General features: G+C 53.8%; 21 protein-coding genes and 1 pseudogene. 14 read left to right on the top strand and 8 right to left on the bottom strand.

What is annotated here, in order from left to right; genetic code table 11:
- Nucleotides 1-54: 54 nt before the first annotated feature.
- From copD to ACWGXF_RS21480, 4 genes are all read right to left on the bottom strand, one after another.
- A complete protein-coding gene (gene copD, locus ACWGXF_RS21495) occupies nucleotides 55-981 on the bottom strand; it encodes a copper homeostasis membrane protein CopD (protein ID WP_012838523.1) in 927 nt (308 codons plus the stop codon).
- 4 nt (nucleotides 982-985) lie between these two features.
- Nucleotides 986-1372: a copper homeostasis periplasmic binding protein CopC gene (gene copC, locus ACWGXF_RS21490; protein WP_003078546.1), complete on the bottom strand. Its 387-nt coding sequence runs from the start codon at nucleotides 1370-1372 to the stop codon at nucleotides 986-988.
- 110 nt (nucleotides 1373-1482) lie between these two features.
- Nucleotides 1483-2454 (bottom strand): copper resistance protein B, encoded by a 972-nt coding sequence (locus tag ACWGXF_RS21485; protein ID WP_003055078.1) that lies wholly within the window; start codon nucleotides 2452-2454, stop codon nucleotides 1483-1485.
- A 25-nt stretch (nucleotides 2455-2479) separates the two neighbouring features.
- Nucleotides 2480-4387 carry a copper resistance system multicopper oxidase gene (locus ACWGXF_RS21480; RefSeq protein WP_003055077.1) on the bottom strand — a complete coding sequence of 636 codons (1908 nt, stop codon included), beginning with the start codon at nucleotides 4385-4387 and terminating at the stop codon, nucleotides 2480-2482.
- A 365-nt stretch (nucleotides 4388-4752) separates the two neighbouring features.
- Here ACWGXF_RS21480 and ACWGXF_RS21475 point away from each other — a divergent pair, with 365 nt between their 5' ends.
- Nucleotides 4753-5436, top strand: coding sequence for a heavy metal response regulator transcription factor (locus tag ACWGXF_RS21475; RefSeq protein ID WP_003062229.1), 684 nt, complete (start codon nucleotides 4753-4755; stop codon nucleotides 5434-5436).
- Complete coding sequence (locus tag ACWGXF_RS21470; RefSeq protein ID WP_452102474.1) at nucleotides 5437-6840, top strand: heavy metal sensor histidine kinase; 1404 nt, start codon at nucleotides 5437-5439, stop codon at nucleotides 6838-6840.
- 40 nt (nucleotides 6841-6880) lie between these two features.
- Here the strand turns inward: ACWGXF_RS21470 and ACWGXF_RS21465 are convergent, their stop codons facing one another.
- Nucleotides 6881-7165 carry a heavy-metal-associated domain-containing protein gene (locus tag ACWGXF_RS21465; RefSeq protein WP_003055071.1) on the bottom strand — a complete coding sequence of 95 codons (285 nt, stop codon included), beginning with the start codon at nucleotides 7163-7165 and terminating at the stop codon, nucleotides 6881-6883.
- Nucleotides 7166-7462: 297 nt separating this feature from the next.
- On the opposite strand from ACWGXF_RS21465, the gene ACWGXF_RS21460 reads away from it, so the two are divergent.
- The 5 genes from ACWGXF_RS21460 to ACWGXF_RS21440 all read left to right on the top strand — a co-directional run bounded on the left by ACWGXF_RS21460 (nucleotide 7463) and on the right by ACWGXF_RS21440 (nucleotide 15006).
- The gene (locus ACWGXF_RS21460; RefSeq protein ID WP_012838519.1) at nucleotides 7463-7807 is read left to right on the top strand and encodes a DUF4148 domain-containing protein; all 345 of its coding nucleotides are present in this window, start codon (nucleotides 7463-7465) and stop codon (nucleotides 7805-7807) included.
- Between the two features lie 920 nt (nucleotides 7808-8727).
- The gene (locus ACWGXF_RS21455) at nucleotides 8728-9960 is read left to right on the top strand and encodes a TolC family protein (protein WP_003080381.1); all 1233 of its coding nucleotides are present in this window, start codon (nucleotides 8728-8730) and stop codon (nucleotides 9958-9960) included.
- Nucleotides 9957-11477: an efflux RND transporter periplasmic adaptor subunit gene (locus tag ACWGXF_RS21450; RefSeq protein WP_034384438.1), complete on the top strand. Its 1521-nt coding sequence runs from the start codon at nucleotides 9957-9959 to the stop codon at nucleotides 11475-11477. The genes ACWGXF_RS21455 and ACWGXF_RS21450 overlap by 4 nt, the downstream gene beginning before the upstream one ends.
- Nucleotides 11474-14644 carry an efflux RND transporter permease subunit gene (locus ACWGXF_RS21445; protein WP_452102473.1) on the top strand — a complete coding sequence of 1057 codons (3171 nt, stop codon included), beginning with the start codon at nucleotides 11474-11476 and terminating at the stop codon, nucleotides 14642-14644. Before ACWGXF_RS21450 ends, ACWGXF_RS21445 begins: the two co-directional genes overlap by 4 nt.
- A gap of 23 nt (nucleotides 14645-14667) precedes the next feature.
- The gene (locus ACWGXF_RS21440; protein WP_012838514.1) at nucleotides 14668-15006 is read left to right on the top strand and encodes a copper-binding protein; all 339 of its coding nucleotides are present in this window, start codon (nucleotides 14668-14670) and stop codon (nucleotides 15004-15006) included.
- A gap of 309 nt (nucleotides 15007-15315) precedes the next feature.
- Here the strand turns inward: ACWGXF_RS21440 and ACWGXF_RS21435 are convergent.
- Nucleotides 15316-16376 (bottom strand): annotated as a pseudogene (locus ACWGXF_RS21435) (IS110 family transposase).
- A 132-nt stretch (nucleotides 16377-16508) separates the two neighbouring features.
- Between ACWGXF_RS21435 and ACWGXF_RS21430 the strand changes: the two are divergent.
- A complete protein-coding gene (locus ACWGXF_RS21430) occupies nucleotides 16509-17009 on the top strand; it encodes a transposase (protein WP_452102472.1) in 501 nt (166 codons plus the stop codon).
- Here the strand turns inward: ACWGXF_RS21430 and ACWGXF_RS21425 are convergent.
- Nucleotides 16969-18729: a phosphoethanolamine transferase gene (locus tag ACWGXF_RS21425; protein ID WP_238553892.1), complete on the bottom strand. Its 1761-nt coding sequence runs from the start codon at nucleotides 18727-18729 to the stop codon at nucleotides 16969-16971. The genes ACWGXF_RS21430 and ACWGXF_RS21425 overlap by 41 nt on opposite strands.
- 251 nt (nucleotides 18730-18980) lie before the next feature.
- Here ACWGXF_RS21425 and ACWGXF_RS21420 point away from each other — a divergent pair, with 251 nt between their 5' ends.
- Nucleotides 18981-19382, top strand: coding sequence for a CzcE family metal-binding protein (locus ACWGXF_RS21420; protein WP_003075109.1), 402 nt, complete (start codon nucleotides 18981-18983; stop codon nucleotides 19380-19382).
- Nucleotides 19383-19448: 66 nt separating this feature from the next.
- On the opposite strand, the gene ACWGXF_RS21415 is transcribed toward ACWGXF_RS21420, so the two are convergent.
- A complete protein-coding gene (locus ACWGXF_RS21415) occupies nucleotides 19449-19895 on the bottom strand; it encodes a Cd(II)/Pb(II)-responsive transcriptional regulator (RefSeq protein WP_003075108.1) in 447 nt (148 codons plus the stop codon).
- Between the two features lie 77 nt (nucleotides 19896-19972).
- On the opposite strand from ACWGXF_RS21415, the gene ACWGXF_RS21410 reads away from it, so the two are divergent.
- The 5 genes from ACWGXF_RS21410 to ACWGXF_RS21390 all read left to right on the top strand — a co-directional run bounded on the left by ACWGXF_RS21410 (nucleotide 19973) and on the right by ACWGXF_RS21390 (nucleotide 23756).
- On the top strand, nucleotides 19973-22204 hold the full coding sequence (locus ACWGXF_RS21410; RefSeq protein ID WP_087083411.1) for a heavy metal translocating P-type ATPase: 2232 nt from the start codon (nucleotides 19973-19975) through the stop codon (nucleotides 22202-22204).
- Between the two features lie 59 nt (nucleotides 22205-22263).
- On the top strand, nucleotides 22264-22446 hold the full coding sequence (locus tag ACWGXF_RS21405; protein WP_003069802.1) for a hypothetical protein: 183 nt from the start codon (nucleotides 22264-22266) through the stop codon (nucleotides 22444-22446).
- Nucleotides 22374-22526 carry a double zinc ribbon domain-containing protein gene (locus tag ACWGXF_RS21400; RefSeq protein WP_223305788.1) on the top strand — a complete coding sequence of 51 codons (153 nt, stop codon included), beginning with the start codon at nucleotides 22374-22376 and terminating at the stop codon, nucleotides 22524-22526. Before ACWGXF_RS21405 ends, ACWGXF_RS21400 begins: the two co-directional genes overlap by 73 nt.
- Before the next feature lie 182 nt (nucleotides 22527-22708).
- Nucleotides 22709-23092 carry a flagellar basal body rod protein FlgB gene (flgB, locus tag ACWGXF_RS21395; protein WP_003069800.1) on the top strand — a complete coding sequence of 128 codons (384 nt, stop codon included), beginning with the start codon at nucleotides 22709-22711 and terminating at the stop codon, nucleotides 23090-23092.
- Nucleotides 23093-23225: 133 nt separating this feature from the next.
- Nucleotides 23226-23756 (top strand): phosphatase PAP2 family protein, encoded by a 531-nt coding sequence (locus ACWGXF_RS21390; RefSeq protein WP_452102471.1) that lies wholly within the window; start codon nucleotides 23226-23228, stop codon nucleotides 23754-23756.
- The last annotated feature ends 45 nt before the right edge of the window (nucleotides 23757-23801 follow it).

Raw genomic sequence — 23801 nt, 5'->3', positions numbered from 1 at the left:
CTACGTCTGCTTAGAGCAGCTCCGCTTCTGCTGTCGGTGGTTGATCTCGGAGGATCAAATTCCTTTTGGGGAAAGAATCCCTAGCCAAGCCACACTCGCCAAAACCAGAACTGCAAGTGTTGTCTCCATGAACAGGCTCTGGCGTAGCTTAGCGACTGCTTGCGCGCGATTCCCTGAGCCCAATGATGCCTCCAGACTTGGACTAAGCCGGAACCGATTTGCAGCTGCCAAAGCAAGCATTCCGAGAACCAGCACTAGCTTGCCTAGCAGCAACTGACCATAGAGTGTCGAAACAAGCGGATCAAGCGAAGGCCCTGCGATCAATACATAGTTGACTACACCACTGGCCGCAAGAACGAAAACGATCAGCGTTCCGACATGGGCAAAGCCGTTTGATGTGCGGCTCAATATGGCTACGGTGTCCTGTGTCGCATTTGCCCTACTTGTGGCTAAGATCAAAAAAGCAAGCAACGCGCCGACCCATGCACCTGCTGCCCAGAGGTGGGAGATGTCTGAAGCAAGGTGGATGTATCCACGCATTCCGTCGTCCATCGCTCCATGACCAGCCCAGGCCAGTGTCGCCAGCGCTACACCGCTAGATACGGACATGGCAACGAAGCGAAACGTTGGATTGAACTTCACTAGGGCAATCAAGATGCAAAGCGCTAGCGCAAGAATACGAATGCACCAAGCAAGGCCCATGTGAGTGCCGGTGATGAGCATCTCGAAGATATGCGTTGACAACTCGGAGTAAGTTTGCGCACCGGACATGGCCTTGGCAAGGACTGTCATGCCAATCACTGACAGTCCAATCCCGATTACTGCACATACACCAACGCAAACGCGATAGCGACGCGCAATTGCCAAGGATCGCTCGTCGTGGCCAAGGGCATAGACGCTGAACATGGCGACGCCAAAACCTGCAGCCATGTCCAGATACAGCGCAAGGCGCAATACGATGGTGAACCAATCCTCGGCCATTTGCTTACTTCACCTGGAATGTGACGTTGCCATTGATAGGGTGTGTGTCTGACGACACTGCACGCCAATCCACGCGATAGGCACCGGGTTGAAGCGTCTGAGCGGGAGTAATGACCATGGTTTTGCCATCGCTAGCGCCAGAGACGCTTGCGCTGACCTTCATTGCGCCGTGGTTCGGCATTCCGGGCATCCCCGTCATGATCAAGTTCGCTGCCGAGAACTGAGGAACCAGCGTTTCCGAGAACTTCAACTCAATCGTGGCAGGTGCCGCGACCTGCGACTTATCCGCAGGAGAGGAGGAAACTAACGAAGGATGTGCAAATGCTGCGGAAGCGAACAGTGTTGCGGCAATTGGCGCGATGAACTTAGCGACCAGGTTTGAGCGGTTCATGAGAGACTCCTATCTAAGTGTGATGGTGGTTTGAAAACAGATGTCGAATCTAGGTCTGTAGAGTTGGCGCTCCCAAGGACGCGCCAACTAGGAAGGGGACATTGGTCTGGCTAGAACCAGAAGCGGACACCGGCCACCCAACGTGTTTGCTGAGCACGGCCACCGTCGGCACGAACGAGATCAGCGGTTCGCCCGAAACTTCCCGCACGTTCCACTCCGATATATGGAGCGAACTGACGGCTGAACTCGTAGCGCAGTCGCAGGCCCGCAGATGCTTCGGCTAGGCCCTTGCCGATATGCCGCTCTGGATCATCCTTGCCGTAAAACTGCATTTCAGCTCTTGGCTCAAGGATCAGGCGCTGAGTCAGCAATAGTTCGTAGCTTGCATTTAGGCGAAGCGCAGTTCTGCCGCCACTGCCAACATAGGCTGTGGCCTCCAGCTCGAACCAGTAAGGGGCCAGGCCCTGCACACCAAATGCCAGCCATTGACGGCTAGGTCCCACGCCGTTGTCTAAGCGCAGACCCAACTGTGTATCCCAATAGGTTGTGGCAGCACGGCTCCAAAGCAGTTCGGTGCGAGACTCTTCGAGCTTTCCTTTGGCGACGTCACCTTCTGCCTTCAAGACAGCTTTGTTGTATGAGGTCCCGTACCATGCTTGCAAGTCATAGGCCGTTGAATCATCACCTCTGCGTGAAAAACGGCGTTCCAGGGTCTCACCACGCAGCGAGGCAAAGGTATGCTCGTCCGCAAGCATCAAGCGCGGGACGCCAGGCACCGCGTAATCGCCCGATCCCAAGGTCAACCCATTGGAATACCCATGTGGGTCGCGAGCATCTGGAGGTGCGGATCCCCCTTGCATCTGCATGCTGCCGTGATCCATCGCAGGGCCGCTTGCAGCGCTGCCAGTCATAGCACCATGACCTGCATGTGGATCAGCTGCAGTTGTGGCAGGGCTTGCCGGTGCTTCCATTTGCATATTCGCTTGGCCATGCGATGAATGGTCGCTTTGCGCCTGGGCCGCAATACTCACCAGAGCGAGGAGCGCAGTGGACAATGCACGAATAGGGAGTGCTTTGGACATTTTTGATCTTCCTTGTGAGGTTTGTTCAAGACACTACGACTTCGCGGAACATGCCTGCATCCATGTGGAACATCAGGTGGCAATGCCATGCCCAGCGCCCCAGAGCATCTGCCGTCACCAAGAAGCTGATGCGTTGTGCAGGCTGTACTGGCAAGGTGTGTCGACGGGCGAGGAATCGACCATCAGGGCTCTCCAGTTCACTCCACATCCCATGCAAGTGCATAGGGTGAGTCATCATCGTGTCGTTGTGCAGGATGACTCGCAAACGCTCGCCGTGACGGAAGTGAACAGGCGTTGATTGCCCGAACTCCAATCCATCAAGAGACCAGGAATATCGCTCCATATTCCCCGTCAGGTGCAACTCCACCTCTCGTCCAGGACCGCGCGAGTCCATCGGACCTGAAGGTGTATGCAGATCTGCCAAGGTCAGCACCCGTCTGCCGTTATTGCGCAGACCGATACCGGGATCGTCAAGATTGGTTCGGGCCATATCGACTCGCATATCTGTTCTTGCGCCATATTCAGTGCGAGCATGGCGTGCGGTGGTGCTGGGCACTGCCAAGCTCCCAGCAGGCTTGACATGCTGACTATGGTCCATCGCCATACCACCGTGATTCATGCCGGCCATCGCACCATGATCCATGCCGGCCATTGCCCCCGACATACCAGCCATCCCGGCCATACCCGTCATCCCAGACATGCCGGTCATCCCAGACATGCCGGTCATCCCAGACATGCCGGTCATGTCCATGTCGGCTCCAGAACTGCCATGGCTCATGGCGCCCATCATGTCGCTCATACCCAGCCATTCGACGGGATCGAGTGCGGGGACTGGAGCCTGCAGGCCTTCGCGCACTGCTAACGTAGCGCGTGCGTAGCCTGTTCGGTCCATCGACTGGGCAAAAATCGTATAGGCGTCATCACGTGGCTCGACAATCACGTCTATGGTTTCGCCAGGGCCGAATCGGAATTCATCGACAGTCACAGGCTCTACGTCGACACCGTCAACATGAACCACCGTGAGCTTCAGGCCCGGTATACGTACGTCATAGAAGGTATTGCCCGCGCCGTTGACCATGCGCAGCCGGACACGCTCGCCCGGACGGAAAAGAGCAGTCCAATTGCCTGCAGGTGTGACGCCATTTGCGAGGTAGGTCAGGGTCGCAGAAGAGAGGTCGGCTAAATCCGTTGGATTCATGCGCATCTCGTTCCACATCTTGCGCTTGTCTAATGCCGCTGACACGCCATCACGCGATGCATCACGGAAGAAATCAAAGACCGTGGGCTGGTTGTAATTGTAGTAGTCGCCCTGAACCTTGAGCTTTGCGAAAACGCGCATGGGGTCTTCGTCAGTCCAGTCAGAGAAGAGCACGACATGATCACGATCTGCACGGATAGTCTCAGGTCCTGCGGGATCAATGATGATCGCTCCATACATGCCGGTGAGTTCCTGCATGCCTGAATGTGAGTGATACCAGTAGGAACCGCTTTGCTGAACCTTGAAACGGTAGGTAAACGTCTCTCCAGGAGGAATGCCCGCAAAGCTGATGCCTGGAACTCCGTCCATCTGGTAGGGCAAGATAATGCCGTGCCAATGAATAGAAGTGGCCTCGCGCAGCTTGTTCGTGACGCGAATCGTCACCGTCTCCCCCTCTCGCCAGCGCAGGGTTGGTGCAGGAAGCGATCCATTGATCGTTGTCGCCATCCCTGGCTTGCCCGTAAAGTTGACGGCGGACTCGGCGATCACCAAATCGAACTCGTTACCCTTCAGCACCGGAGCGGCCCCGCGGACTGTGGAGCTCTGCTGTGCGAATGCCATGAGCGACTGCGTTGACAGGCCCGCCAGAACGCCTCCTGCGGCCAGCCCCTGAACGAAGCGCCGACGAGAGAACCCTTGAGTGGGAGTGACAAAAAATGGCGAATGACGCGGCATAAGGTGAAATCCTCCAGAGCTTCCAAGAAATTCGTTTTCGGCGACGCTTGCCTGATGCAATGAGCGCTCGATATGTTCAGTATGCTAGGGCGTGCTGAATTTCGGAGGAGTGACTCATTCATTACATTCATGTAATGCTCGCGTCATGTTTGGTGCGACGGAGGGCTTCTATCCAGAAATGCCTTCGATGCAGTCAAAAGGTTCACTCTGCTAGCCACGCTTGATGACTTCCCAGGAAGGAACAACGAGGCAGTGTTGGCCTTTCTATCGCCAGGATTTCAGGAACATTACATTTTTCTTATCTTCATGTCAGAGGGCTTCAAACTCGGCACACTCTTGATCGTCCACTGCAGCGGAGCGAGTACATGAGGATTTTGATTGTTGAAGATGAGCCTAAAACAGGTGAGTACCTGCGCCAGGGATTGACCGAGGCTGGCTACATTGCTGACCTCGTCCCAAATGGCTCAGACGGCTTACATCTGGCTTTGCAAGGGGAGTACTCCTTGGTGATCTTGGATGTTATGCTGCCGGGCCTCAATGGTTGGCAGGTGCTCCAGTCTTTGCGTGATCGAGGACTACATATGCCGGTCCTGTTTCTTACTGCACGGGACCATGTCGAGGACCGTGTCAAAGGACTAGAGCTCGGCGCTGATGATTACCTGGTAAAGCCGTTTTCTTTCGCAGAACTACTCGCCAGAGTTCGCATCATTCTTAGACGTGGACATCCGGCCAACGAAGGTACTACTCTGACTGTTGCAGATCTCGAGCTAGACCTGCTGCGTCGTCGCGTATCTCGCAATGGCAAACGTGTTGACCTCACAGCCAAAGAGTTCGGACTCTTAGAGTTGCTGATGCGCCGACATGGTGAAGTGCTGCCACGTTCATTGATCGCATCGCAGGTATGGGACATGAATTTCGACAGCGACACCAACGTCATTGAGGTGGCCATGCGCCGTCTGCGAGCCAAAATTGACGAAGGCCACTCGATCAAACTGATCCAGACCGTACGGGGAATGGGCTATGTGCTTGATGTCCCCGAGGAGGAATAGGTGCAGCGTTTCACTCGCAAGGTAAAGCTTTCTTTAACGAGTCGCTTGGCCCTCTGTTTCACGGTTGTTGCGGCAGCCGTAGTGCTAGGTTTAGGCGGCCTATTCCTAGTCGTTACAGAGGAGCATTTCGTGGAATTGGACCGAATGACGCTTCAGGACAAGCGCCATTTGATCGAGAAAATTCTCCAGAACACGAAGTCGGTCGATGATGCTCGTTGGCGTTTAAATGAGGCACTGAACTATCACGAGGATCTTCAAGTCCAGGTGAAAGATGCCCAAGGAGAAACCGTATTTCAATCGCCCGCATCCGGCTTTGCAGTGCCGGATCGCAACTCGGCTTCTATCGACAAGGAAGTATCGTTTGGGGTGTGGCGGCATGCAGACGCAGAATTCCACATCTTGAGCTTTGAGACGCTACCGGCCTACGCACCGTCACCATTAAAGGTACTGATCGCAGCAGACACCAAGCATCACATTCAATTCCTCAACGGAATTCGCACAAGCTTTGCCATTTATGTGATCGCAGCAATTTTGCTGTGCTCACTTCTGTCTTGGCTCGCCGCTCGGCAAGGGCTGGCACCGCTGCGAGAGATGAAATCACGGGCGGCCGTTGTGACGGGACAGAAGATGAGTGAACGCATGCCGGTCCAGGCTGTACCCGTAGAAATGGCCGATTTGGCGCATGAGCTCAATCGCATGCTGGATCGGTTGCAGGACGATTTTCAGCGACTGACAGATTTCGCGTCTGATCTGGCCCATGAACTACGCACGCCCATCAGCAACCTGTTGACGCAGACTCAGGTTGTGCTGGCATCCAAGCGTGACGCCGCGACATACCGAGACATTCTTGCCTCGAATGCCGAAGAGTTTCAGCGTTTGGCTCGCATGGTGTCAGATATGCTGTTCCTGGCCAAAACCGAACGGGGCGTGAGCTTGCCGCGCAAGGAACAGTTTTCCGCAAAGCAAGAATCGTATGCATTGCTGGAGTTCTACGAGGCTGTCGCTGAAGAAAAGCAAATTCATTTGAAGTTAAAAGGCGATGGACTCGTTGATGGTGATCGACTGATGTTCCATCGTGCTGTGAGTAATTTGCTATCTAATGCTTTGCGCTACACGCCTCAGGCAGGCATGGTCACCATCGACATTGCGGCCTCCGCTTCCTGGACACTTGTCACTGTGGAAAATACAGGACAGGACATTGATCCCAAAGTCTTGCCCAGGTTATTTGACCGCTTCTATCGAGCAGACCCCTCCAGGGCTCATCCGGACTCAGACGGTAGCGGATTGGGTTTGGCCATCACCCGAGCAATTGCCGAAGCTCATGGAGGCTCCATTACCGCCACTTCAGCCGATGGACGAACTCGCTTCACCTTGAAATTCCCCACTCCGCAGCCGACTTCCTAAGCAGATCAGAAAACAGGCTTTTCTTGAAAGCAAGAAGACACTATCCGCAGCAAGATGTCTTTGCTGAAGTTGAGCCGCAGCATTTCGTCTGCGGCTTCTCAGCATTTGCCTGCTCGGCTTCGGCTAACGCCAATAATTCTGGAGTGTATCCAGCGGTCTGGATGGCCAACATGTAGTCGGCGTCGCTCAGATCGCCAGAGACTTGCACCGTTTTATCTCGCGCATTCACTCCGATCTTTGCTTCATCATCGATCGCCAAAATGGAGCGCTGAATCCGCGCGGCACAGGCACCACATTTCATGTCATTGATGCGAAAAATAGCCATTACGTACTCCTTTAAAGCTTGTGGCTAAAGTTTCATCCTTCACATGATGTGAATGTCAAGTATCTGTCTGCACATGCACTGGAGCACGCTGTGTACGTCAACTACGTTGGTCTTCGCTTTTCGCTTTGGGTTTATTGGTATGCAGATTTGGGGTAAGAGCTGCCGCGAAAAAGCTGACAACAATGTCACCGGACAGACCTGATTTTGTTGGGCTCCGACTCCTAAGATCAACCCATCTTCTCCTCACCTTGATCAAGGTCCAGGAGATGTGTTCATCAACTGTCTTAGGAGCCAACCATGTCTCAAAACCGCATCTCCATTTCCTCCGTACTCGCAAGCGTTGCTGCCGTTGTCACCCTGGCTCTTCCTGGAATGGCCTCTGCAGCCTACGAGCATCCAGCCAACAATGAACAAGGCGTGATCGTGCATCCGCAGCACTTTGAAAGCCAGAAAACCCGAGCTCAAGTCAAGGCAGAGACTGAAGCCGCCATGAAGCAGGGCCGCCTTTCTTACGGTGAAAGCAATTTCCCACGTGGAACTCCCGAGACAGGATCGAGCAAAACCCGCGAGCAAGTGATCAACGAAACGCGTAATGAATCGCCAGCTGCGCGAGATGCTCGCCTCCAATCATTTGCAGGCTGATCTCCATCAAAGACGCATGCATCGCGGATGCAGCTCTTTCCTGCATTTTTGTTCCGATCTACCGCAGAGGCCTCAAGCAACAGAGGCCTCTGCATGTAGAACATCAGCTTGAGCGAACTACAAATTTCCCGGAAGAATTTCGGCCCAGATGATCGCAATCATCACTTAGGGGGGCGACACTGGGTTCAACGATGCGCGGACTCACCGAGGCGGATATCGCTACCGAGCATCACATTGCATGTTTCCTCATCCATTAACTTGAGGATGGGACAGGACACCGCCTTCTTCAGAACTGAGTTGTGCATACGGTGTCGCGCTTCCTTCAGACACAGCTGTAGCGTTTGCTCCTAGGATGCGAGTTAACCACTGGCTTGCCGAAGATCTGTAGCATTTAAAGATCGGTAGCAACGTATGGCCTTCACCGCGTACCCCTGGTAGATTGACTACACTAACTGCTGCCATGCTACGAAGTCGCATTCACCGCCTATCCACCGCAGTCCTTGTGGTGCTTTCGCTGCTGTTCGCACAGCTGGCGTTGGCGGGTTACGTCTGCCCACAGGAGGAAGGCGTTGATGCAATGACGGCCAGGATGGAGGCCGGCATACCATGCGAAGGTATGGACCAACAGCAACCGGTTCTGTGTCATCAGTACACCAATGCCCCGGATGTGACCTTCGAAGCAGTCAAACTGCCCGTGGCGTCATTACCTGCCATCGTGCAGGTGTTGGAGCTGCCGCTAGTGCTCGAATTTGATGCTGCACTTGCAGTGTCCTGGCCCATCACCTTGGAGGTTCGACCGCCTCCGGACCCTCTTTTTCTCTCTACTCTCAGACTCAGAGTCTGATCACTCCGTCGACTGACTGGTGCTGGCGTGGCTTGTCCATACGCCGGCAATGCCCTCGTTCGTCCACGGAGTTTCCATGTCCCCTATTTTTTTGCGAGCAGCCTCCTTGGCTGCCGTATTTCTGCCGGCCGTTGCTGCTGCAGAATCGATTTCATTCGACCAGGCAATAAGCTTGGCCGTCCAACGCTCCGAAGCAGCCCGCGCAGCCCAGGCGGCGATGCAAGGCTCTGTCCATTCCATACAGGCTGCGGGTCAGTTGCCAGATCCCATGCTGCGGGCCGGCATCGACAATTTGCCGGTTACCGGCTCAGACCGCTTCAGCGGTACCCGTGAGTCCATGACGATGAAGCGCATCGGTATCAGCCAAGAGTGGCTCTCCGCCGATAAACGAGCCGCACGCGAAGGTGCGGCTCGTGCACGGGCCGACCGCGATGCCGTACAAAAAGACATTGCCGAAGCCGAGGCTCGCCTGCAGGTCAGCATGGCGTATGTCGATGCTTGGTTCGCCACTGAAGCACTCAAGCTAACCACACAAACCGAGCATCACTTGCACGAGGAGCTGAATGCGGCAAAAAGCCGCATAGCAGCTGCCACAGGCAACAGCGCAGAAGCGTTGCAGCTCCTATCCGCCAAAGGGATTGCAGAGGATGAAAGCGAAGAGGTTCGCCAACAACAGTCTGCAGCCATGGTCAGTCTGCAACGCTGGATCGGCATTCTTCCCGATGCCCTCAACAAGCCACCTGCCTTCCCTGCTCCCGAGGAATGGGACTACGTGGCGAGATATCCAGCCGTCGCAGGCTTAAAAAGCGACGTCGAAATTGCTCGCCAGAGTGCAAACGTCGCAGCCAAGGAGCGCTCTCCCAACTGGACCTGGGAAGTGTCCTACGGCCAGCGCACTGGCTATTCCGATTTGGTTTCAGTCGGCGTCAGCATCCCGCTCCAAATCGCACCAAGCCAGCGCCAAGACCGCGAAACCTCGGCCAAGCTGGCCATGGTCGACAAAGCAGAGGCTGACCTGACGGAGGGAATGCGCGCAGCCATGGCCGATTACCGCACCTTGACTAGCGACGCCGCGCGCCTGCAGCAGCGTATCGAGAGATACCAAGGCTCCGTAGTGACTCCGGCCAGACAGCGCACTTCCGCCGCCCTGGCCGCCTACCGCTCAAATCAATTGGCCCTGACCGCCGTGTTTGAGGCACGACATGCCGAGGTCGAAGCTCAGAGAAAACTCCTCGCACTGCAGCGTGATTTGGTACGTACGCAGGCCCAACTAAACCTCAAACCCATCGCTCAGGGAGGTGCCCAATGAAGCGCACAGCACTGGTCACTTCATTGGTTACGGCAGGCGTACTGCTGGCAGCCGGTGGCTTCTTTATTGGCCGCTTGACCTCCGAAGGCGCTGCCCCCCAGGCCGTAGCCGCCTCGGAATCCAAGGCTCCCACAGGCGAGCGCAAGGTCCTCTACTGGCATGACCCCATGGTGCCGGGACCACGCTTTGACAAACCGGGCAAGTCGCCATTCATGGACATGCAATTGGTGCCCGTCTATGCGGACGATGCCAATGACACAGGTGTCAAAGTCAGTCCAACGGTGCAGCAGAACCTCGGCATTCGGACCGCGACGGTCAAGCGAGCCGACATCGGCGCGTCGTTCGACGCCGTTGGAACGGTGCAGTTCGATGAGCGTCTGAGTGTCGCCGTTCAGACCCGTGTTGCCGGTTATGTCGAGCATTTGGCTGTGCGCGCTCCCATGGAGCAGGTTCGCAAAGGTCAGGCTTTGGCCACCATTTTTGCGCCCGAGTGGCTGGGGCCACAAAACGAACTGCTCGCACTCAAGCGTTCAGGTGTACCTCAGGAGCTTATTACGGCAACCCGTGAGCGCATGCGCGCCATGTCCATCCCCGCAGAACTGGTACGCAAGAGTGAGGAAACCGGGGTCGCCCAAGCTCGCTATACCTTGCAGGCTCCGGTAAATGGCGTGGTGACGGAACTTGGTGTGCGAGATGGAGCCCAGGTGTCACCTGGCCTTACGTTGTTCCGTATCTCCGGCCTAGAGAAGGTCTGGGCCGTGGCTGAAGTGCCGGAAGCACAAGCCGTACGTCTGACGCGTGGCCAGAAGGTCAAGGCCGTTCTGCAAGCCGATGCATCCCAAACCTTCGAAGGCGAGTTGAAGGAAATCCTGCCACAGGTCAACGCCAGCACACGCACCCTGCAAGCGCGATTCGAGGTCGATAACCGCAGCGGCAAACTGATACCCGGGTTGCTGCTGCGCCTGCAGGTCGGCGACGCTCCAGCCTCGCGCCTAGTCCTGCCTGCCGAAGCCGTCATCCGTACCGGCACCCGTGCATTGGTCATCGTCCGCAAGGAGTCTGGCAACTTCGAGCCTCGGGAAATCAAACTGGGCGAGGACTTGGGTGATCAATTGGAGGTGCTGCAAGGCTTGCGCGAAGGCGAAGAGGTGATTGCCAGCGGCCAATTCCTAGTGGACTCGGAAGCGCGGCTCAAGTCAGCTCTGGGAGCCATGGAGGCCGGGCAATCCCAGCCTGTGCCCGCTACGGCCACCGAAGCCCCCGACATCTTCCGCGCCGAGGGCAAGGTGGAAAGCATGGATGACGACGGGATCACGATCTCGCATGGCCCTGTGCCGGCTCTCAAGTGGCCCGCCATGACAATGAGCTTTGGCAAGGCCGACTCGATGACGCTCATGGGCTTGAAGCCAGGAGATCTGGTGCGCTTCGAGTTCCGAAAAGGCGGGCCCATGGATTGGGAAGTCATCTCCGTGCAGAAAAGCGGCAGCGCCGCTGGAACCACCGGAGGCGCCAAGTGATTGCTGCTCTGATCCGTTGGTCCATCACCAACCGCTTTCTAGTGCTGATTGCCACCGCGTTCCTCGTGGCGGTAGGCATCTGGTCGGCATCTCGCACCCCGGTCGATGCATTGCCGGACCTCAGCGACGTACAGGTGATCGTTCGCACCACCTACCCAGGCAAGCCGCCCCAGGTGGTGGAGGACCTCGTGACCTACCCGCTGACCACAACCATGCTGAGCGTACCTGGGGCTAAAACCGTCCGAGGCTATTCGTTCTTTGGCGACTCCTTCGTCTATATCCTGTTTGACGACAAGACCGATCCATACTGGGCACGGTCACGGGTGGTGGAGTATCTGAACCAGGTGCAAAGCCGCTTACCAGTAGGTGCGACAGCCGCGCTAGGCCCGGATGCCACTGGTGTGGGCTGGGTCTACGAGTACGCGCTGGTCGACCGCAGCGGCCATAACGATATTGGACAGCTGAGAGCCCTCAACGACTGGTTTCTGAAATTCGAGCTGAAAACCGTTCCGGATGTGGCAGAAGTCGCCAGCATCGGCGGCATGGTTCGTCAATATCAAGTGGTGCTCGACCCGGACCGGATGCGAGTGCTCGGCATTACGCAGTCCGTGGTCGTGCAGGCTCTGCAGAAGGCCAATCAGTCGTCGGGCGGTTCGGTAGTGGAAATGGCCGAGACCGAGTACATGGTGCGCTCGCGCGGATTTCTTCAATCACTGGAGGACTTCCGTACCATCCCGCTCACCCTCAGCGGAGCGACACCTGTGCTGCTTAAAGACGTGGCCACTGTCCAGATCGGCCCAGAAATGCGCCGAGGCATCGCCGAACTGGATGGCGAGGGTGAAGTCACGGGCGGTGTGGTGGTCATGCGCTCCGGAAAGAATGCCCGTGCCACCATCGAAGCCGTCAAAGCCAAGCTAGAGACGCTAAAGCCCAGTCTGCCCAAAGGCGTTGAGGTGGTGGAAACCTATGACCGCTCCCAGCTCATTGATCGTGCGGTCGATAACCTGCGTGTCAAGCTCCTGGAGGAGTTCGCCGTCGTCGCCGTAGTCTGTGCCATCTTCCTATTCCACCTGCGCTCGGCGCTGGTGGCCGTTGTAACGCTGCCTATTGGGGTGCTAGCGGCTTTTGGCGTGATGCACTGGCAAGGCGTGAGCGCGAACATTCTCTCGTTGGGCGGTGTGGCCATTGCTCTAGGGGCTATGGTCGATGCCTCGGTGGTCCTGGTCGAAGCTGCGCACAAGCATCTGGAGCACTTTGAAGAACGACATGGACGCCCACCGTCCGTGGCCGAGCGCTGGGAACTGATCGCGCAATCAGCCGTGGAAGTCGGCCCTGCGCTGTTCTTCTCGTTGCTGGTCATCACGTTGTCGTTCCTGCCCGTGTTCACCCTAGAGGCCCAGGAAGGACGGCTGTTCTCACCACTGGCTTTCACCAAGACCTACGCAATGGCTGCTGCTGCTGGCTTGTCGGTGACTCTGGTTCCAGTGCTGATGGGATACCTCATTCGAGGACGCATTCCAAAGGAAACTGCGAACCCTATCAACAGAAGCCTTATCGCCATTTACCGGCCTGCTTTGGAGTTGGTTTTGCGTTTTCCTAAGTCCACGCTGCTGGCAGCGGCATTGGCCCTGGCCATCACCGCAATTCCGGTCATGCGGCTGGGCGGTGAGTTCATGCCGCCGCTGGACGAAGGCGATCTGTTGTACATGCCCTCGGCGTTACCTGGTATTTCGGTCTCAAAGGCCGCAGAGTTGTTGCAACAGACAGACCGGCTTATCAAGACAGTGCCCGAGGTTCAGCGTGTGTTCGGCAAGGCAGGACGAGCAGATACTGCGACCGATCCTGCGCCGCTGGAGATGTTCGAGACCACGATCCAGTTCAAGCCACGTGAGCAATGGCGTCCTGGTATGACCCCGGAGAAGTTGGTTGAAGAACTGGACCGGGTGGTCAAGGTTCCGGGTCTATCAAACGTGTGGGTGCCACCGATCCGCAACCGTATCGACATGCTGGCCACCGGCATTAAGAGTCCCGTCGGCATCAAGGTCGCCGGACCGGACCTCGCCACCATCGACAAGCTCGCGGCACAGATTGAGTCCGCCGTGCGCGGCGTGCCTGGTGTTGCTTCTGCCTTGGCAGAGCGCTTGACTGGAGGCCGGTACATTGACGTGGATGTAGACCGACACGCCGCGGCACGGTTCGGCCTTTCTGTGGCTGACGTGCAGGCGGTCATATCCACCGCCATCGGCGGTGAGAATGTAGGGGAAGTTATTCAGGGGCGAGAGCGCTTCCCAGTGAACGTACGCTACCCACGCGAAATCCGTGATTCGCTGGAACGCCTGCGCAAGCTACCTTTCGTGACTGACAAGGGGGCGACCGTCCTCCTGCAGGATGTGGCGAGAATCGCCGTCACGGAAGGACCTCCGATGATCCGCAGTGAGAACGCACGGCTTTCGGGCTGGGTCTATGTGGACGTGCGTGGCCGGGACCTGCGCTCCGTCGTTCACGACATGCAAGCTTTAGTCGGAAAACAGGTGACCATGCCTGCTGGCTATTCATTGTCTTGGTCCGGTCAGTTCGAGTATCTAGAGCGTGCCACAGAGCGCATGACAGTCGTCGTGCCACTCACATTGGCCGTCATCTTCATGCTTCTCTACTTACTGTTTCGTAGCGCAAGTGACGCTGCATTGGTCATGGCTGCAGTACCGTTTTCGTTGGTGGGAGGCTTTTGGTTCATCTGGGCACTTGGCCACGCTGTGTCAGTCGCCTCCGCTGTGGGATTCATTGCTCTGGCCGGCGTTGCCGCGGAGTTTGGCGTCGTGATGCTGGTCTACCTGCAGAACGCATGGAAACAGCATCTGGCCGCGGGCGAGCCAGACAATGAGGAGACGTTGCTGGCTGCCATTCGCGAGGGCGCAGTGATGCGCGTGCGGCCAAAGGCCATGACTGTTGCCGTGGTTATGGCGGGCTTATTGCCCATCCTGATCGGACATGGCACCGGCTCTGAAGTCATGACCCGCATCGCTGCTCCCATGGTCGGCGGGATGGTCACGGCCCCGCTATTGAGCATGCTTGTCATCCCCGCTGCCTGGTACTTGATCCATCGGAAGCGCCCCATCACTAAACACCACTCTCCGAACCTAAAAGCGTCCTCAGTCGAGGCTTCATAACCATTTTTTAGAAAGAAAGACCCATGAAAACAACTCACTTACTTGCCGCAGCCCTCACATGTGCAGCGTTCACAACAGTCCATGCTCAGGACATGAAAATGCCAATGAAGCCAGCTGCAAGTGCATCAGCTTCCACCATGCCCTTAGTTGATGGTGAAGTCCGCAAGGTTGACATCCAAAAGAACCTTGTCGTCCTGCGTCACGGAGATATTCCGAACCTGGCGATGCCGGCCATGACCATGGGCTTCGAGGTATCCGATAAGAAGATGCTCGACGGCTTAAAGGTTGGCGATAAGGTGAAGTTCCAAGCAGAGTCGATCAATGGCAAAGCTATGGTCACGGAATTGAAACCGAACCATTGATAGAAGAAGGGACTGTCATTGGCGTTGTTGCACTACAGGGACTTCCCGTCAACGCAAGCGCTGATCAGTAACTTTTGACTAACCTGACTGCCAAGACGATCAAGGTGCTTGAAACGAGAAACAGACTGCACATCTACAGACGGTGTTAGGCACGAGGTGTGCGCCCCCTGAAACAAACCGCGCAGCAGGGTGCTATTCAAATCTCGTGACGTATTGCGACTCACAATGCAACAACCGAGCTTGCCTGCTGCTGATCTAACCTGTTCATTGCATCTTTGATTTCACGTCTGGCATGTTGAAGTGCTTGCCTCAGGCAACGGCAGAAATGGGTGGTCTAGGGCGTTCGCTGGCATGGCCTGCGTTACAGGTGCGCTCCTGTGTCATGAGCGCCCACAGGATGCGTGCATTTTTGTTGGCTAAAGCCACGGCGGCCTTTTGCCAGCCACTGCGCGGCCTCAAGGCCATTACCGATTGGGAGATAGGGTCGAGGTTGTGTTTGCCGGTCAGCACTACGGCCTTGGCTCCTTACACCAGCAAAGTGCGCAGGTAACTATCGCCTCGCTTGGTGATGGCTCCGAGGTTGGATTTGCCTCCGCTGGAATTCTGTCTGGGCGTCAACCCAAGCCAGGCGGCAAACTGTGCACCCTTCCTAAACTGCTTGAAGTCGCCGACCATCGCTAATGCAGTGAGTGATCCCAAGCCCTTGATGGCGGCAGCTCGCTGCACCTGGGCATCTTCTTCACAGTGAGCTGTAATACGCTGCTCACACCAGTGAAGATGTTCATCGAGCTCTTGTCAATGCATGAGTGCACGCTGTAGCGCAATGCGGGCTGCGCCTGCGAGGTCATTGCTCGCATCTTCCAAGATATCGTGCAAATAGGTGCGCAAGCCTCTGGGGCTTTGCGGCAGGACGATGCCAAACTCGGCGAGCATTTCTCGAATACGTTTGATGCATGCTGTGCGTTCCTCATTGACCCTTCGCGCGGCTGATGCACACATAGTATGCCCTGCTGCTCTGAAGTCTTAACGGGAACAAGGCGCATCTGAGGACGGCTGGCTGCCTCGCAAATGGCAGCGGCATAATTGGCATTTTGTTTCCGCTCTTGCCCTGCAAGCGATAGGGTGCAACCAATGCTGCTGCCATCATGCGTGCATCCAAGTCCATGCGCAGCAACTGCCGAACACCAGTGGTGCGCACCACCGCAAGCCTCCATGACCATCAGGCACCCTGCAGGTAATTGCGCACACCATGCCAAGAACTTGCTGCGCTGGATGGCCCGGTTAGTGACCATCCTCCCTTGAGCATTGACTGCATGGGCCTGCAGCACATTCTTTGCGAGATCTACCCCAACACGGACGATGTTTTGCATGGCACGACTCCTGATGAATGACGAAGAAATTGGCTTGCCGATCCAACGTGACACTGCGTATCCAGCAGACCAAGATGGCGGGAAGTCCTTCGTATTCAAATTGCCGGCTAAGGCTAGGTAGCCTCGTGCGATGTGTCAGTCCCCGTAGTCCAAACCCCGCTATCGCACCACCAACTGGAAGCAATACAACGCAGCGCTCAATGCGCGGGGCTCACCGACCATCTGGCTGGACAAAGGCATGGCTGGTTTGCAGCTGCCAGCGGCAAACGCGGGCACAGCCCGAAGTTCTCCGATGCGGCCATCCAGTACGGCCTGACCATCAAACCTCTTTGGATTGACCTTGCGGCAGACCACATGCTTTGTTCTGACACTACTGGCGTTGTCTGGACTGCTGTGACCAGTTCCCGACTTCAGCACGTTGTGCAACCGCTAACGCAGTCTTACCGGTCCAGCTCCGCCGGCCTGCGCCTACTGGTCGACTCCACGGGCATCAAGTTCCTGGACGAAGCCGAGTGGAAGTGCAAAAAGCATGAGCCAGAGTGTCGCCGCCAAGTTGCCGAACTGCACATTCGAGCCGCCATCCCCAATCGGTTTACTGAACTGGGCTGCCCGCAGACGGTGGCTGTGGCCTAGCCGCGCCTGGGGTTGGGGAAATCTGGCCTGGGGCTGATATGTGCAACAACGCCCCAGTTATTGGGTCTTTTATAGGTAAGCTTGGGCTAACCCAGCTATAGCTTGGGTTGATAATGCTTCGAGATGGCTCGTAACTATTCCATCTTAATGCCATTAAATCCGACATGGTCCAAGCGAGCCAGTCAGCTCTAAATGGTCTATCAGATATATTTTTAGAAGCAACATCAGTTCCAGTCGATGTCCAAATTATTGTGGGTATTTTATAACCGGATGCAGTACTTGGACTGTGACCAACTTTATTTGTTTGATGTCCAACTTCTTGTCCGTGATCTGATACGTAAATAATGGACTTATAGTCATCTGCACTGGATGGGGAACTTATTAATTTTTCAAAGACAGATGCAACTACCCTGTCTTGATAAACAACAGCTGAATCGTAGTCATTTCTAAATTCCTGAACCCACATTGAACGTTCAGCCGCAGACATTATTCTTGATACTTCATCATCGGTAAATATAGGCTGCTTTTCCGGGTATCGCAGACGATAATGAGGATGAGCACCCAGCATATGTAAAACAATCAATTTCCGAGGGTGTGAATCTTTAAGGGCATTCTCATATGATGGTAATAAAATCTCATCAAGTGAATTGCTAGATCTACCTGGTTTATTATTTTCCATGGAAATCACATCGGCCATTGCTGCATGCTTTTGCGTAATTGCAATATCATCATGATTGCTTATCCACCAAGTTTTATATCCTGCTTCTTTTGCGAGAGCAATTATGTTTAGTTTCGTATCTGTTTCAGCAGTTGTGAAGTTCATCATGCTATCAATGGCAGGAATAGTGGTTGCTTCCGTGGACCATGAGTTACGGATAACGAGAAATCTATCGCCCATATCTTTTTGAAGCTTTTCGAGCATCGGCGTCGTATTTCTTTCGTAGCCATAAATGCGCATGTTATCTCGATTTATGCTTTCAGAAATAATAAGAACTACGGTGGATTTGTCTTTTCTAGCAATCGAAGGAATCTCACTTTTTGCTGACCTTTGTGCTAAGGCGCGTTCTTTTCCATATGATGCCCAGCTATCTTTCGTATTCTTTACGGATTCAGCTAAATTAGACCAAAAAATTAGAGGATTTATCCTTCTCCATGGCTTGCTGATGTATGAAACGGCGGATATCAAAATGATGATGGATAAAGCAATCAGCTCAATCTTCGAGACCTTCGTTCTTTTCCTTGCCCCTTTTAAAGATAACCAGAGAGCAACACCCGCTGAAATAAGTAAAATAATGCTAGATCCACTGAAATCACGGATGTGTGTGGAGATATAGCCTCCCATTTCCGATGTATTTGTGTTTGCAAGTGCACTTACCACCATCGTACTATCTGGCGCAGCAGCATAAATTGAGATGAGATGCGCTCGGACGGCTGAGTCTAATAAAAATACAAGAACAAAACTCCAAACAAGAAATGCTCTAATTAGATTTAATCTAGAGTTATTGATTGGAATTAGTAACAATAATAGAGTCGGTATAAGTAGGACGCTTATCTGTAATATTTTTCTGCCTTCATATCCTAGAGATGCAAAAACAACTTGCATCACAAGTAGAGCAATAATAGTTACCCATAGCTTATGGCGATCGGTAGATTTTTGAAAAAACAATGCTATTCTTGACCGGTGAAATTTAAGATTATCTTCGGATGCTGGTGCGCTCATAGAAATCCTATTAACCCTAATGGAAATATCGAAATTCGATTTGGAATAGGGGCACAGAACTCTATGTGTGCAATACCGACAGAAATCTGACATTCAGATTACATTTTAGTAATCAGGTTAATTTTAGCTGTGGATTACAAAAATATCATGTTGCAGACAATATTGCGTAAAGTGCCTATCTATATATTTGATGTGTCTGGGTAGAAAAGCACTCAGACGTTCTTCAAGTAATTGATCAAGGAATCTTTATCATGAAAACTAATCTCGTATTTCTGGCTTCAATCGTGCTGTCCTGCGCCACCGTTTCAATGTCTGCATCTGCAAATGAAAGTGGCGTCTTGGGTCCATCGGAAAGCGCGACTACAAAGTCCTTCGAAAGTACCAGCTCGACCACACGTACTGCAGACAGAACTTTTGGACGAGCAGGTGCTGAGTCTCAGGTCTCACGCGTTGTAGACACAACACGAAGCACTCAATATCTCAATCTTGTATGTGGAGAGACGGTCGAGTTCACCAACGGCAAGGAACAGTTCATCTGGAAATTTGATGTGATGGGTCATAGGCCCGTCGACCTGTCGAAGATCGCACCTGCAGCGTTTGCAGGTAGCACGCTAAAGATCTACGTTGCGAAAAATGAGCTCGAGCGCCATTGATTGCTACCCGTGTGCACAACAATAGAAAGCCATGAGCGTCTGGTCAATTTGTCAGCGCATGGCTTCCTAGTGCGCGCCGTAGATATGGCGCTGGGGACGAGGAGACCCGCAGCTTGTCGTGGAACCTGACATCAGCCTAGAAAGAACTCCGCATTCAGAAAGTGCCTGTGAAGCTCTGTAGCTTGCACGAATCGTCTGAAGTTCAGCAACGAGAACACTCAGATCCTGGATGCGATGATTGACATGTTCTATGTGTGTGTGCAAGAGCGCATTGACCTCTGCACAGTCCTTCGCAGATGACTCCCGTAGCGAGAGCAAAGAACGTACTTCATCAAGTGTCATATTCAGCGATCGGCAGCATCGAATGAAGGCAAGTTGGTCTATGTGGTCCGTCGAGTAAACACGGTAGTTGTTTTCAGCTGTAGCAGCCGAAGGCAGCAGTTTCTCGCGTTCATAAAAGTGAATGGTCTCAACCGCCGTACCAGCGACCTCAGCCAGTTCACCAATCTTCATAGACCCGGTTCGAAATGAGTTGACTCTATACTAACTAAAAGGTTTTTAATTGCCACATGGTCAACAGGAGATCGAGTATGAAGCCCCCAAACATTGATGACAACATGCTTAGTACCGCCACCACGGATTGCTGTAGCTCACACACCATCCCGAGCGTGGAGGCAACTCCGTTGGATCGAGGGCTAACGTACCGCATTCCAACGATGGATTGCGCTGGCGAGGAAGCTGAGATACGTCGTGCACTTGAACCAATTGCAGGTATCCGGGGACTCAGATTCCAGCTCTCGCAGAGAACTCTCAAAATTGATGCGGACACTGATGCCCTTGCTGCCGCATTGTTGGCAATCACTGAAGCTGGCTTTGAGCCAAAGCTGATCTCATCGAACACTGCGGACTCAAGCCATGCGGCCGGCGACAGCCACGACAATGAGCTTGTGCGTGGCACAACTCCAAAGTTGGTCGCGGCGCTTGCTCTTGCTATCGCTGCGGAAGGTGTCGGCTACTTCGCGCCAGAAACCATGGCTTGGAAAGTCGCCGGCTTTGCAGTCGCCGCGATTGCGATTTGGCTTGCGGGCTTTGACGTCTATAAAAAAGGGTTTGGAGCACTGCGTCGTGGCAAGCTGAACATCAATGCATTGATGACTGTTGCTGTGACTGGTGCGTTTGTCATCGGTCAATGGCCTGAAGCGGCGATGGTGATGGCGTTGTATGCCATCGCCGAGGCAATCGAGGCGAGGGCAGTCGATCGGGCCCGCAATGCCATTCAGGGGTTGCTTGCGATGGCTCCGGACCAAGCATCGGTTCGCCAAAGTGACGGTAGTTGGCTAACCGTCGCAGTTGCACAAATCGCAGTGGGCTCGACGCTGCGAGTCAAGCCAGGTGAGCGCGTTCCTATGGATGGAGTCGTTCAGGCAGGACAAACGAGCATCAACCAGGCCCCCGTAACTGGTGAAAGTATCCCCGTTGACAAGGCGGTGGGTGACCCGGTGTTTGCGGGCACCATCAACGAGTCTGGAACTTTTGAGTTTGAAGTTACTGCATTGGCCTCCAACTCGACGTTGGCGAGGATTATTCATGCCGTTGAGCAAGCACAAGCGACTCGAGCACCTACTCAGGGGTTCGTTGATCGATTTGCTGCAATTTACACACCTGCAATTTTCGTTATCGCCGTCGTCGTAGCATTGGTAGGCCCCTGGCTACTTGGCTGGACGTGGATGCAGGCCGTCTATAAGGCACTGGTTCTGCTAGTTATTGCTTGCCCCTGCGCACTCGTCATTTCCACACCAGTGACGATTGTGAGCGGCTTAGCGGCAGCAGCCCGCCGTGGTATTTTGATCAAAGGCGGTATCTATCTGGAAGAGGCGCGCAAGCTTAAGGCAATCGCGCTGGACAAGACCGGAACAATTACCGAGGGCAAGCCGCGCCTTGTGGACTGGTCGTTGGTTGATGCCGCGAGCAGCCTTGATACCGCGGAGTCGGTGGCAGCAGCTCTCGCTGGCCACTCAGATCATCCTGTGTCGCGCGCCATCGCAGCGGGCCTGAAGCCTAACAACGCAGACATTCAGAACTTCACGGCACTTGCTGGACGAGGTGTGCAGGCCGAACTGAGTGGAACAGTCTATGTACTAGGGAATCATCGCTTGATTGAGGAACGTGGCCAATGCTCCTCAGAGCTTGAAGCCACGCTCAAGCGGCATGAAGAATCCGGCCGTACTGTCACATTGCTTGCCGACCCGGAACGAGTCATCGCACTGTTTGCAGTTGCCGACACGATTAAGGGCTCCTCTCGTGAAGCTATATCTGAATTGAAAGCGCTTGGTATCACCCCAGTCATGCTGACTGGAGATAACCAAGCCACCGCCTCTTCAGTAGCCAGTGAAGCTGGTATCGAGCAAGCACGAGGAAACTTGTTGCCGGAGGACAAGCTAGCTGCCATCAAAACGCTCCAGGGCCAATATGGACTCACAGCAATGACGGGCGACGGTATCAATGATGCCCCAGCGCTGGCCCAAGCAGACGTCGGGGTTGCCATGGGTGCCGCCGGTACAGATACCGCTATGGAAGCAGCCGACGTCGTCGTGATGAATGATGACTTGCGAAGGATTGCTGAGACAGTGAAGCTGTCTCGATCCACCCATGCGATCCTTTGGCAAAACATCACTCTTGCTCTTGGCATCAAGGCCGTATTTCTAGTCTTGGCAGTGTTCGGGAATGCATCCATGTGGATGGCGGTATTCGCAGATATGGGGGCAAGTCTCCTAGTTGTAGTCAATGGGCTAAGGCTGCTTGGAAAAGTGCCCAAGTCCTGAATTCGACAGAGAGTTTTCGTGTGCACTAGCTTGAATTGTGAGGATAGTTATGAGCTTTTTTGAACGCCTACTCGGAGGCCATCACCGATCTGGTGGCGATCATCATGGGAATGGTCATCATCAAAAACGGACACCCGCCTCCTACAACGATCCAGGAGTGTCCGGTGGGATCATTTGTCCTAACTGCCGAACTCAAAGCTCTCCCCAAGCACGGTTCTGTCAACAGTGCGGAAGCGGCCTAGCCCCCCAGGCCTGCAACGCATGCGGCGTGCAGATGGCGCTTGGATCGCGTTTTTGCTCAAACTGCGGAAAGTCTGCTTAGAACTTAGGGAGAGCAGATGATCGGCTGGGTGATCTCTGTTCTCCTGAGATCTCAGATTACAAGAAGGTGTCAGAAATGTAATCTTCAGACCATGTAAATGGCTGAATAGTGTCAAAAATGTAATCTTGCTGAGAGGACAACTTCGCTACCATTGAAGCTTCGAAATTTACTAGAAAAATCCTATGGATTCTCTTAGATTCGAGGATGCCGCTCTATATCTTAGAGTTAAGAGGATGGAAGTATTAGCAAGCAATATTGCGAATGCTGACACTCCTGGATACCAAGCGAAAGATATAGACTTCAAGGCTGCGCTTGAAGAGACGCAAAGGCAAATGCTGACAGTGCAGTCTACGAATAAGTCCCACCTTGGGAACATTGCTCCAACATCAATTGATCCTCAGATTGCATTTCGCCCTGTCTCTCAGAATGCAATGGATAGAAATACGGTTGATCTCGATCAAGAGAGGGCATCATTTACAGCTAATGCTATTCGTACACAATTCGCTATGAATCAAGCTGTCGATGAATATGTAGAGATGGGGCAAATGCTGTCGAAATTAGTTTAATTTTATTTAGTTGGTCATTCATAGAGCGCATTTATTTGCGCTCTTTTTTTAATTCTGGTAGTAGAAGAATAAAATTCGCGACAAAGTAGTTGCCAACTATTTCGTTGGTTGAAATAATGAATATTTTCAAAAAGTGACAAGCTGGAAGATGCCAAATAATATAAATAGAGAATTCTTTGTAAATCACTTACTGATTCCGATTACTTTCCTGGCGCTAATTTTTTATTATTTCATGTATCTTGGAGGGGACTTTTTCTTTGCCGAGAAAATATATGCCCTGCAGGGTTATGAATGGTCTTTGAATGATCATTGGGTTACAAACAAATTGCTTCATAAGGGTGGGAAGCATCTGAGCACCCTAGCAATCGTTGTGATCATTGCACTATATATATTTGTACTTGCCTCCAAATCTGAACAGCGGAAAAAATGGCGGTCCCCATTGCTTTACCTGATTTTATCCAGTTTGGTCAGTGTAATTTTGGTGAGCCTTCTTAAGGTATTGACAAATATGGATTGCCCGTGGAACTTAAATCAATTTGGTGGCGATCGCCCTTTTATTGGTCTTTTCGAACACAGGCCTCAAGAGATGGGGAGCGGAAAATGCTTTCCGGCTGGTCATGCGAGCGCTGGCTTGACCTGCTCCCCCCAGGCCGTACCAATGTGAAGTAGCAAGGGGTCCGCCATTCAGGAGAATCGCAGACATGAGGAA

The organism is Comamonas sp. HJ-2 (genome assembly GCF_053615495.1).
This window is presented reverse-complemented; position numbering and strand designations above follow the sequence as displayed.

Bases quoted from the DNA above. Each gene is read 5' to 3' on its own strand.
- copD (WP_012838523.1), bottom strand. From the start codon at position 981: ATGGCCGAGGATTGGTTCACCATCGTATTGCGCCTTGCGCTGTATCTG.
- copC (WP_003078546.1), bottom strand. From the start codon at position 1,372: ATGAACCGCTCAAACCTGGTCGCTAAGTTCATCGCGCCAATTGCCGCA.
- ACWGXF_RS21485 (WP_003055078.1), bottom strand. From the start codon at position 2,454: ATGTCCAAAGCACTCCCTATTCGTGCATTGTCCACTGCGCTCCTCGCT.
- ACWGXF_RS21480 (WP_003055077.1), bottom strand. From the start codon at position 4,387: ATGCCGCGTCATTCGCCATTTTTTGTCACTCCCACTCAAGGGTTCTCT.
- ACWGXF_RS21475 (WP_003062229.1), top strand. From the start codon at position 4,753: ATGAGGATTTTGATTGTTGAAGATGAGCCTAAAACAGGTGAGTACCTG.
- ACWGXF_RS21465 (WP_003055071.1), bottom strand. From the start codon at position 7,165: ATGGCTATTTTTCGCATCAATGACATGAAATGTGGTGCCTGTGCCGCG.
- ACWGXF_RS21460 (WP_012838519.1), top strand. From the start codon at position 7,463: ATGTCTCAAAACCGCATCTCCATTTCCTCCGTACTCGCAAGCGTTGCT.
- ACWGXF_RS21455 (WP_003080381.1), top strand. From the start codon at position 8,728: ATGTCCCCTATTTTTTTGCGAGCAGCCTCCTTGGCTGCCGTATTTCTG.
- ACWGXF_RS21450 (WP_034384438.1), top strand. From the start codon at position 9,957: ATGAAGCGCACAGCACTGGTCACTTCATTGGTTACGGCAGGCGTACTG.
- ACWGXF_RS21440 (WP_012838514.1), top strand. From the start codon at position 14,668: ATGAAAACAACTCACTTACTTGCCGCAGCCCTCACATGTGCAGCGTTC.
- ACWGXF_RS21425 (WP_238553892.1), bottom strand. From the start codon at position 18,729: ATGAGCGCACCAGCATCCGAAGATAATCTTAAATTTCACCGGTCAAGA.
- ACWGXF_RS21420 (WP_003075109.1), top strand. From the start codon at position 18,981: ATGAAAACTAATCTCGTATTTCTGGCTTCAATCGTGCTGTCCTGCGCC.
- ACWGXF_RS21415 (WP_003075108.1), bottom strand. From the start codon at position 19,895: ATGAAGATTGGTGAACTGGCTGAGGTCGCTGGTACGGCGGTTGAGACC.
- ACWGXF_RS21410 (WP_087083411.1), top strand. From the start codon at position 19,973: ATGAAGCCCCCAAACATTGATGACAACATGCTTAGTACCGCCACCACG.
- flgB (WP_003069800.1), top strand. From the start codon at position 22,709: ATGGATTCTCTTAGATTCGAGGATGCCGCTCTATATCTTAGAGTTAAG.